General features: G+C 41.2%; 12 protein-coding genes. 3 read left to right on the top strand and 9 right to left on the bottom strand.

All coding sequences use genetic code 11. The annotated features are described in order from the left end of the window. Nucleotides 1-281 (top strand): glycosyltransferase (locus LC574_RS14030; protein ID WP_229454088.1); only part of this gene is annotated, 281 nt, incomplete at its 5' end. A 205-nt stretch (nt 282-486) separates the two neighbouring features. On the opposite strand, the gene LC574_RS14025 is transcribed toward LC574_RS14030, so the two are convergent. Further along, on the bottom strand, nt 487-768 hold the full coding sequence (locus LC574_RS14025; protein ID WP_229454087.1) for a hypothetical protein: 282 nt from the start codon (nt 766-768) through the stop codon (nt 487-489). Beyond that, nucleotides 761-994 carry a hypothetical protein gene (locus LC574_RS14020; protein WP_229454086.1) on the bottom strand — a complete coding sequence of 78 codons (234 nt, stop codon included), beginning with the start codon at nt 992-994 and terminating at the stop codon, nt 761-763. The genes LC574_RS14025 and LC574_RS14020 overlap by 8 nt, the downstream gene beginning before the upstream one ends. Nucleotides 995-1,868: 874 nt before the next feature. Here LC574_RS14020 and LC574_RS14015 point away from each other — a divergent pair. Both LC574_RS14015 and LC574_RS14010 read left to right on the top strand, forming a co-directional pair. Next, nucleotides 1,869-2,975, top strand: a complete 1,107-nt coding sequence (locus LC574_RS14015; RefSeq protein WP_229454085.1) for a calcium-binding protein — start codon at nt 1,869-1,871, stop codon at nt 2,973-2,975. A 270-nt stretch (nt 2,976-3,245) separates the two neighbouring features. Next, nucleotides 3,246-4,055 carry a hypothetical protein gene (locus tag LC574_RS14010; RefSeq protein WP_229454084.1) on the top strand — a complete coding sequence of 270 codons (810 nt, stop codon included), beginning with the start codon at nt 3,246-3,248 and terminating at the stop codon, nt 4,053-4,055. A 456-nt stretch (nt 4,056-4,511) separates the two neighbouring features. Here LC574_RS14010 and LC574_RS14005 read toward each other — a convergent pair whose 3' ends face one another. The 7 genes from LC574_RS14005 to LC574_RS39030 form a co-directional block, all read right to left on the bottom strand. Continuing rightward, entirely contained in the window at nt 4,512-6,947 is a 2,436-nt protein-coding gene (locus tag LC574_RS14005; RefSeq protein ID WP_229454083.1) for a tetratricopeptide repeat protein, read from the bottom strand. 95 nt (nt 6,948-7,042) lie between these two features. Continuing rightward, the gene (locus tag LC574_RS14000; protein ID WP_229454082.1) at nt 7,043-7,360 is read right to left on the bottom strand and encodes a hypothetical protein; all 318 of its coding nucleotides are present in this window, start codon (nt 7,358-7,360) and stop codon (nt 7,043-7,045) included. Between the two features lie 105 nt (nt 7,361-7,465). Then, nucleotides 7,466-7,939 carry a hypothetical protein gene (locus LC574_RS13995; RefSeq protein WP_229454081.1) on the bottom strand — a complete coding sequence of 158 codons (474 nt, stop codon included), beginning with the start codon at nt 7,937-7,939 and terminating at the stop codon, nt 7,466-7,468. A gap of 2 nt (nt 7,940-7,941) precedes the next feature. Continuing rightward, nucleotides 7,942-8,163, bottom strand: coding sequence for a hypothetical protein (locus LC574_RS13990; protein WP_229454080.1), 222 nt, complete (start codon nt 8,161-8,163; stop codon nt 7,942-7,944). Then, a complete protein-coding gene (locus tag LC574_RS13985) occupies nt 8,160-8,414 on the bottom strand; it encodes a hypothetical protein (RefSeq protein WP_229454079.1) in 255 nt (84 codons plus the stop codon). Before LC574_RS13985 ends, LC574_RS13990 begins: the two co-directional genes overlap by 4 nt. A 13-nt stretch (nt 8,415-8,427) precedes the next feature. Further along, entirely contained in the window at nt 8,428-8,571 is a 144-nt protein-coding gene (locus LC574_RS13980; protein WP_306422117.1) for a Rid family hydrolase, read from the bottom strand. Continuing rightward, nucleotides 8,568-8,624, bottom strand: coding sequence for a DUF6500 family protein (locus tag LC574_RS39030; protein ID WP_368736690.1), 57 nt, complete (start codon nt 8,622-8,624; stop codon nt 8,568-8,570). Before LC574_RS39030 ends, LC574_RS13980 begins: the two co-directional genes overlap by 4 nt. Nucleotides 8,625-8,673: the final 49 nt, after the last annotated feature.

The following is an 8,673-nucleotide window of genomic DNA, read 5'->3' as shown; positions in this document are numbered from 1 at the left end:
AGACACACTTGTTCACAACTTTAGAGGCAATGGCAGCTGGTGTACCGATAGTAGCTAGCGATCGCGGTTTAGAAGGATTAGCCGTAGATAATGCTAGTCATCCATTACGGGCATTACGAGCAAATAAACCGACAGAGTACATCACCGCTATTAGTCAACTATTTGAGCATCCACATCTGCGTTCAGAATTGTCTGACAACGGCAGACAACTGGTAGAAACAGAATTCACTTGGGATATTGCTGGTAAAAGTTATGAACAAGTGTGTCTTAAAAGAGATTAATACTAATTCGTAATTAGCACACACATAAAAATGCTTGATTTAATAGAGATCCCACCACTAGCTTCTAGATAAATTCTAATTATTCTTTATTGTCGGTGTGAGACAGATGTGTGTAGAGACGTTGCATTGCAACGTCTCTACATCGGTCATACAAATTATCTTATCTAAATCGGATTGGTTCAGGATTAGCTTGTAAAAAAACACATCAATTATTGTCAAATTTAGTTGAAGCACCTAACACAAGTAATTTCTTATGCTTACGTTTATTTTTATTTTTGAGAGTTGTCAAATAATTATCAACGTAGCGAAAAGCAGCTGCACCATCGTAATCAGCAATGGCTATAGCTTGTAAGAAAACCTTTGAAGGAATTTCAAATCCTAAAAATTTTTCTGTTAAAATTAACAAATCTTTATCTATAGCAGGAAAAGTTGTTTCTTCTGCCTCTTCTGGATCAGAAAATATATCTTCAATTAATGCTTTATACATTTTGTACTTCCCCAAAAGCATAAGACGCAAAGCCTGTGATAAAGTTTAGCTGCTGATCGCGAGTTTGTAAGTTAAGTGGGAGTTCAGTACCAGCACATCCTATCTCCCGCAAAATCTCCAAACAATAAGCACCGAGTTGAGTATATGGAGCAAGCTCCAATTCATGAGCTACTTCTAGAGCCATCTCTAGATTGACTTGGATAAACGTTTTTACAGGGTTGGTCATAAACACGCCCTAATAAACTGGATGCTCTAAGTTTTGATCACAAGTTCAAATAGCGTAACGGTGTTTTTGCGGATTTTATAAAGAGGCGAAAATAAAGTGTCAGCGCATTTGCGGTAATGTATCCGAAATTATGTAAATAAGTCTGAGATGCGATTAGAAGACAATACCGTTCGGTTAAGGAATTTCTTGGTTGAGGCAGGCTGTTTTTGAGAGAAGAAAACCCTCTTTTCTCAACAACCTCCTTGCCTCCCCTGCTTATCCGAACCGTATTGGGCGTACCTGAGGGGGTCTTGCTACACGCAATGCGTTATAAACTTATTTTCTTCTTATACCAATTCTGTATGAAGATGCACAGAATATTAAACGAACCGCCAAGTACGCCAAGGGCGCCAAGAATAGAGAGTTACTCATTTAGTGCAGCTTCACATTAAATTGGTATTAGGGCAATTCATGTAAACGCATACTCTTAGGTCGAAGCAAGCTACGCAAAGCGTCTGTCTGCGACACGCTCGTTCGCGTTCCAAAAGTTGCGGCTTCTTGCAGGGTATTGCCCCTACAGCATGTACTTTTGCGTAAGTCCTAAAAGGGTGATTAGCAAAAGGCTGAAACAACTTATTGATTTTGATTCACAAAATCAATATTTTGTAAAGTATATAAGTTTTAATGTTATTATTTCTCAATATTTACGACACAATAACGCATTTTTGAGAAACCTGAACCCTTATGCATCTTTCGTTGATTAGATATATAAAACAACATTAATTATGTTCAAGATGATTTCATCAGAAATTTATAATTTAAGGGTTTTTACTATGCAAGTATTACAACGATCAAATGTATTTGCTCTGAAAAATTACAAAGGTACATATATATTATGTCCATTATTGTCGAAACTCCTAACAACGTTTTTTTGTTGGGCACTGATAGTGACGTTCAGATTATTGTTGGTGGAGGCAATGTCAATATATCCTTTGGTCTGGAAAATGACGTAATCGATGTTGAAGATGGCAATGACAACTTGGCTGGGAATGAGATAGATACTACGTCTACTGTTGTTGGAACTCGTAACGATGATTTTTTGTCAGGCACTGATGGTGACGATCAGATTTCTGGTCGTAGAGGCAACGACAATATCTCCGGTGGTCTGGGAAATGATGTAATCGATGGTGGAAATGGCAATGACCTAATTGACGGTGGTGCAGGTAATGACCTGATTGATGGTGGTGCAGGTGATGACACGTTAATAGGTGGTGCAGGTGATGACACCTTCAAGGGCAGTCGGGGTAACGACAGCATCAATGGTGGAGATGGCTTTGATCAAGCAGATTACAGCAAACTAGGTAAAGCCATCACCCTCTCAGGTGTAGGAACAATTACCAAAGCTCGTGGGTTTGGAACAGATCAAGTCTTTAAAGTAGAAACAGTTATTGCTGATGCTAGTGTTGCCAATAACACCATAGATGCGTCTGAATCTTTGCCTGGGGTATCTACTACCGCCGACCTAGAAGCCCAAACTATCTCTGCCAATAACGTTCCTGGTTTGGGAAAATTAACATCCAATGTAGTCAACTTTGACAATGTTATCGGTACAAATGAGGCTGACAGCATTAAGGGCGATAGTCAAAATAATCAATTAACTGGTCTGGCTGGGGATGACCTAATTGATGGTAGAGGTGGCGATGACCTGATTGATGGTGGTGCAGGTAATGACACCATCATCGGTGGAGAAGGTAAGGATGTTCTCACAGGTGGTCTTGGTGCAGATAAGTTTATCTTCAACAGCCTCAAGGAGGATATTGACACCATCAAGGATTATAACTTTGGTCAGAGCGATGTAATCCAAGTTTCTAAAGTAGGGTTTGGTACTACTAAGAGTAGCGATTTTTCCTATGATAGTTCTACCGGTAACTTGTCTTTCTTAGGAAATCAATTTGCCTTCGTTGAAAATCTCTCATCCAATCTAAGTATTAAGTTGATATAAAATTACTAAAAGTCACAACTCCATGAAAATTAAAGCTTTTTGCGGCTTGTTACCAGGGTAAAAGTTTTGTTGCAAAAAAAGAGGTTGGGCTGAGAAAAGTATAAATTGCATCAGTTCTCAGCAGCTAGCCCTCAAAAAGTTTTTGCAACATAACCATTGAACACGGCAGTTGCTTTAACTCTCTCTACCAGAGCAACGCACTGCCTCATCCTGGGTGTTGAATTATTCCATTTTGATGATATTATTCTACAAAATTAAGGAGTGAACCTTGTGGCATTTACGATAAATCAATTATTAAAGTTATCTGTTAAACATTTACCAGCAATTACAGCCATAATAGCGGTTCTCCCATTACCAGTTAAAGCAGCTACATTTTTAGTAAATGAACGCGCTCTGTTAGGAGGTAATGATGAAGTTGATTGGGGAAGTTTAGGTAAAGTATTCAATCCCTCTGCGCCTGACTTTTCTGTTTTTTTACCTAACTCTTTTTCAGCAACATCCCAAGGTGGTTTAGGTTTAGATGTAAATATAACTCCAGCTAAGAATCCTCAGATTACTCCACCGTTTATCTTTCAAACGTTACCTCCACCTGGCATTCGGACTAACTTCGCCCAAGGAGATTTTATTCTCTTCGGAGGTATAAACCCAACAGGATTTCAACCTCTTCCTCCTGGTTCTCCTGATCCTCGTACTCAGGGTAACGGAGGGCCTTTCAGCATTAGTTTTGCCCAGCCTGTTTATGGCGCTGGTACTCAGATAGCTGTAGATATTAGTAATTTAGAAGTTGAAACTTTTATCAACGCTTTTGATAGCAGCAATAACTTGTTGGGTAGTTTCTCAGTTCTCAGTACTTCGTCGCTAGCATTAGATAACTCGGCAGTATTCTTGGGGGTTCGTAGTGACACTCCAAATATCTCACGACTCGTTTTTAGCAGTTCTGCTCCACAATACGGCTTGGCTATTAATCAGGTAAGTATTGTTGCAGCTCCTGAACCAACTTTGACCTTAGCGATATTAGCTTTTGGTATTTCAGGTGCTGTTTTAAAACTACGCCAACGCCCTTGGCCAAATAATTGCTAATTCCTAATACTCGCCTCCAGCCACAAGCAAGCTACGTAATTCGTAATTGAAGAGGGTACAGCTGCCCACACCAAAATCTCTTAAACTGGGCAATGACCCAGCAAATGCAAGTTTTTATTCATACTTCTTTCCGTAAGCTCGAACTGCCCGACGTTCGCGGACTCGCTAACGCTGGGCTATCTGCCTCCTGCCTTCTTTGTAAATTTAAACATGCACCACTTTTCCCAGACCACCTTTTATATCACGTCCGGTTAAACAGTTGTCATTGCGAACGGAGTGAAGCAATCGCTCCAGACGTTGTGATTGCTTCGTTTCACTTCGTTCCACTCGCAATGACATATCACAAGTAATTTATCGGACATGATATATTGGTGGAACAACATACCAAAACCTGCGATTTGGTGGTCTGAAATTAGTTTGGGTTTAAATCCTCAAGTAATTCAATTACGAATTATTTTAAACAACGTCAGTTAGAGAAGATTGCAACAACTGTCGCATGGATGTAGCCTGCACATGGTTAGGGAATACGGTTAAAAAGTCATTTAGGTCTTGGATAGCTATATGGATACGCTCTAAAGAAGCACCTTGAGATAAGGTATATCGATATAATTGCTCTGCTGGTTGAGTGTAATGAGCAGCCAAATAATAAAGGGCTAAATTAAAGGTGTTACGCCAGTCTTTAGTATCTTTTTCGTAATGCTGTTTAGCAAGCTTGATAGCAAGTGCTAAGTCAATTTGTGCTTTGTTTGCTTGGTTAAGAGCTAGGTAGCTTAAAGCGCGATCGTACAAGTACCAATCATCGTCAGATTTTAAGCCAATAGCGCGGTTGAAATCTGCAAGAGCTTCATTGTACCGCTTAAGCTGGAGCAAAGTTTGACCGCGACTTGCGATCGCCCAGTCAAGTTTAGGGTTAAGTTCAATCGCGCGGTCAAAATCTTCGAGGGCTTGCGTATAACGCTCCATTAAACGGTAAGTTTCACCTCTACTTGCGATTACCCACTCATATTTTGGGTTAAGTTCAATTAAACGGTAAGTTACACCACGAATTGTGATCGCCCAGTCATATTTTGGGTTAAGTTCAATTAAACGGTCAAAATCTTCTAGGGCTTCCGTGTAACGCTTCATTAAATGGTAAGTTACACCACGATTTGCGATCGCCCAGGCATATTTAGAGTCAAGTTCAATAGCGCGGTCAAAATCTGGGAGAGCTTCTTCGTAACGCTTCATTAAACGGTAAATCTCCCCGCGCCAACCTAAAGCAATTGATTGCCATTTAACCTCAATCTTAGAACTCTGTAGAACTGCCGTAAACATTTCTAATGTAACTTGATAAAGGTTTTCCTCATAAGCTTTTAACCCATTCGCTAATTGCTCACCCCAATGCTGAACTTCAGAGGAATCCGCATCTTTACCAGCCTGAAGCATTGTTTCTGCATATTGTTGGGCAAATTTGCGTTGATTTTTGAGTGCAGCAAGAAATTCATTGAGAGCTACAGATAAATTCTTTTGTGGTGACTGACATAAGCTGTGGTACAACACATTTAAAGTGTAACTTTGCCAGCTAGGATCGCGCTGTTTTTCCTCTTCTTCCAATTGCAGATCGTTCCGTAGGTTGTCATAATAATCAGCCAACTTACCATGTATCTCAGCCCAACTTTGCGGCGATGAAAGGCGCTTGTGGCGTAACATTTGCGTTTTAACGACATCATGATAAGCCCAGCCGTCGGTACGTTCGTTGACAAAGGATGTTTCTTTTAGCCAAGTAAATAACTCGTCAGCTTCTTCTTCTCCTTTTAACTTGGCTATAACATCTCGATTCAAGCACCGAGAAATGGCAGCATCGAGAGCAACTTGTCGCCGCTTGGGGTCATCAATCCATTTTAAAAAGCGTTCTACAGCACTGCTGCTAGGCTCAACTACTTGGTTAGGGTCATTGGGATGAGCATCTGCTAACATTCCTACCAGCAGGGGTAAGTTTCCAGAAAGGCGTAAAATCACTTCAATAATGCGATTGTCTGTAATGCCTTTGCGAGTTAGATATTGTTGGGCTTCTTCTTCTGTAAAGGGTTCCAGAGGGAAACGAACTATTAACCCCTCGTAAGGTGTCCAATGATTTTTATCTAATTCATGGCGACCGGCGATCGCTATCAATATATTGAGAGATACTTCACCGTGGCGACCCTCCAAAATTTCTCGTAGCCAGTTATCTAGGAATTCCCCAGTGCGTTCATAAGTATCAAAAAACAAAATAACAGCAGTTTCTTTAGCAATTTTAAAAATATCTTGCAAAAATAGCGGGGTTAGGATTTCTACAGGTTCTTGAACCAAGCGCACCTCGTCTTTATTTGTTATTTTTTTTGCAACATAAGATGCCCATTCTCCGGCTTGGGTAGCGAAAGCATCCTCATCTACAAAGTCAAATACAGCACCGCCAATTGGAACTCGACGCGCCAGACGCACACCAGTTTTAACTACAGTTTTCCCCACAAAAGCCGAAAAGCCTTGAGGAGCTTCTGGATCAGTTTCTAATTCTTGGCGCTTTTGACGGTAAACTTTGTAGCGTTCTGTAAACTGCGTTAGTTTGTGACCTTGCCGTTCCAACTCTTCAGCTAGACGACCCATGACTTCTGGTATAGTTTTTTCAGCTTCATCGATGTAAGCCGAAATGATTTTTGCTTCGTCAGCAATTTTACGAAACTGTCGCAGCAGGGTACTTTTACCAACTCCGCCTTGACCCCAAATGTTATAGAGAAAACGACGGCGATCGTCTTCTGGGGGTAATGTTAAATTTTGGCGAAATTGGTTTACTTGGTCTTCACGACCCACAAAACCTGATTGCTGGCGCTGCTTAAGAATATCTTGTAGACTCTTGGGCTTGTTTTGCGGGTTCATTACAAGATTCAATTTTGAGATGCTAATGCTTACAGAATAACTACTAAATATACAAGGTGTATTTCAGAATTTATCAAACTTTTTCTAGGTAATTTTTATGCGTTGACCTTCTGAAGCTCGATGTTGACCTTCTGAAGCTCGACGTTGACCTTCTGAGGCTCGACGTTGACCTTCTGAGGCTCGACGTTGACCTTCTGAGGCTCGACGTTGACCTTCTGAGGCTCGACGTTGACCTTCTGAGGCTCGACGTTGACCTTCTGAGGCTCAACTTTGACCTTCTGAGGCTCAATGTTGACCTTCTGAGGCTCAACTTTGACCTTCTGAGGCTCGACGTTGACCTTCTGAGGCTCAAAAATGCCCTGGCGACTAGAAGTCGCGGCTACACAGACAAAACCCGCCTGCGCGGGTTTCAAGAATTTTTGGATTGAAGATGCAAAAAGGGCATAACAATGTTATGCCCCTACAAATGACGTATATTTTACCAAGTTGACAACTGGTATAATTGCCTGTTTCAAGGTTTAGCTAACTGGAACTTCGGATTGCTTTTTCTTAGAACGGCGGTTAAACCTGCGTCCCATCTCATCAATTACTGCATCTAAACCTGCGACATCACCGCTAGCTTTGGCATAGCTATAAACTGCTAATGCTGCGGTATACGCTTCGCTAGCAGCGGCTATACAGGTATCATCCACCAATTCTTGCAGTTGCGTGAGAGACAAAAGCACTGGATACAACGCTTCAAACAGCGCCAAATCTCGGCGCATCTCTTCTAAGTCAAAAGAACGGGGCAAAAAGTTAGGGTTCTGTGTCGCTACTTCTAAAGCAATGCTTACAAAAGCCCGACTTTTATCTCCCATCTTCAACATTGTTCGCCGTTCTTCGGTGGTCAAATCTACCAAAAACGGTAACTTTTCTCTAATTGTAGCGATCGCTTGCATGACTGCTTCTTTATCTGCTGGGGCTAGGCTGGCACTGATGCGATTTTCTGCCATTTTTAATACTCCTTTAGGGTACTTAATTTCAGTATTCCCAAAGTTATAGAAGCGATCGCATTCATCAGAGGGGAATACTTAAAAATACTTGCAATTGCCAATTCCCAACTCTGCTGTTGAAGTTCTAATTTTTCAAGTGATGATAACTCAAGCTTCTGTTTCCAGTAAAAGCGCCCGAACGCTTGGATAAAAACAGTGTCTAAAAATATCCGCTCACCCGTCATGTGTTAATTTCAGGCTGACGTTTTGGTGTGCCATACAGGTAATGGTCATGTTGACTTGCCCAATCTTCGGGTGCATCAACTGTTCCAGCTAAATCTTCTAATACATCCCATGCATCAACCACTTTTTTTTGAGATGAGTTAATATCCTCAGAAACGATGGTAATTACATAGCGCTTGTTAGGTTCTAAATCAAGTGGTATATCTGGTCGCAAAACAGAACCATCAAATGTAACCGTTAAGATTTTGCTCATTGTTCTATTTCTCCTAACTGGTAATTACAGCGATCGCATCAATTTCTACCAACACATCTTTAGGTAAGCGCGATACCTGCACACAAGCCCGCGCTGGGGCTGTATTTTCCGGGAAATATTTAGCATAAACAGCATTCACCGCCGCGAAATCATTCATATCAGCAGGTCAGGGTCGTCATTCCTGTTTGCGAAAAATGCGTAGAAGGACAGGCCAACGCCCTGCCCCTTCTTTTCGATTTTCTCGTCGCAAACGGCGATC

This window comes from Nostoc sp. CHAB 5715 (genome assembly GCF_020829685.1).
Taxonomy (GTDB): domain Bacteria; phylum Cyanobacteriota; class Cyanobacteriia; order Cyanobacteriales; family Nostocaceae; genus Nostoc.
This window is presented reverse-complemented; position numbering and strand designations above follow the sequence as displayed.

Coding starts and splice junctions, on each gene's coding strand:
- LC574_RS13985 (WP_229454079.1), bottom strand. CDS start 8,414: ATGAGCAAAATCTTAACGGTTACATTTGATGGTTCTGTTTTGCGACCA.
- LC574_RS14005 (WP_229454083.1), bottom strand. CDS start 6,947: ATGAACCCGCAAAACAAGCCCAAGAGTCTACAAGATATTCTTAAGCAG.
- LC574_RS14020 (WP_229454086.1), bottom strand. CDS start 994: ATGACCAACCCTGTAAAAACGTTTATCCAAGTCAATCTAGAGATGGCT.
- LC574_RS13990 (WP_229454080.1), bottom strand. CDS start 8,163: ATGACGGGTGAGCGGATATTTTTAGACACTGTTTTTATCCAAGCGTTC.
- LC574_RS13995 (WP_229454081.1), bottom strand. CDS start 7,939: ATGGCAGAAAATCGCATCAGTGCCAGCCTAGCCCCAGCAGATAAAGAA.
- LC574_RS14015 (WP_229454085.1), top strand. CDS start 1,869: ATGTCCATTATTGTCGAAACTCCTAACAACGTTTTTTTGTTGGGCACT.
- LC574_RS14025 (WP_229454087.1), bottom strand. CDS start 768: ATGTATAAAGCATTAATTGAAGATATATTTTCTGATCCAGAAGAGGCA.
- LC574_RS13980 (WP_306422117.1), bottom strand. CDS start 8,571: ATGAATGATTTCGCGGCGGTGAATGCTGTTTATGCTAAATATTTCCCG.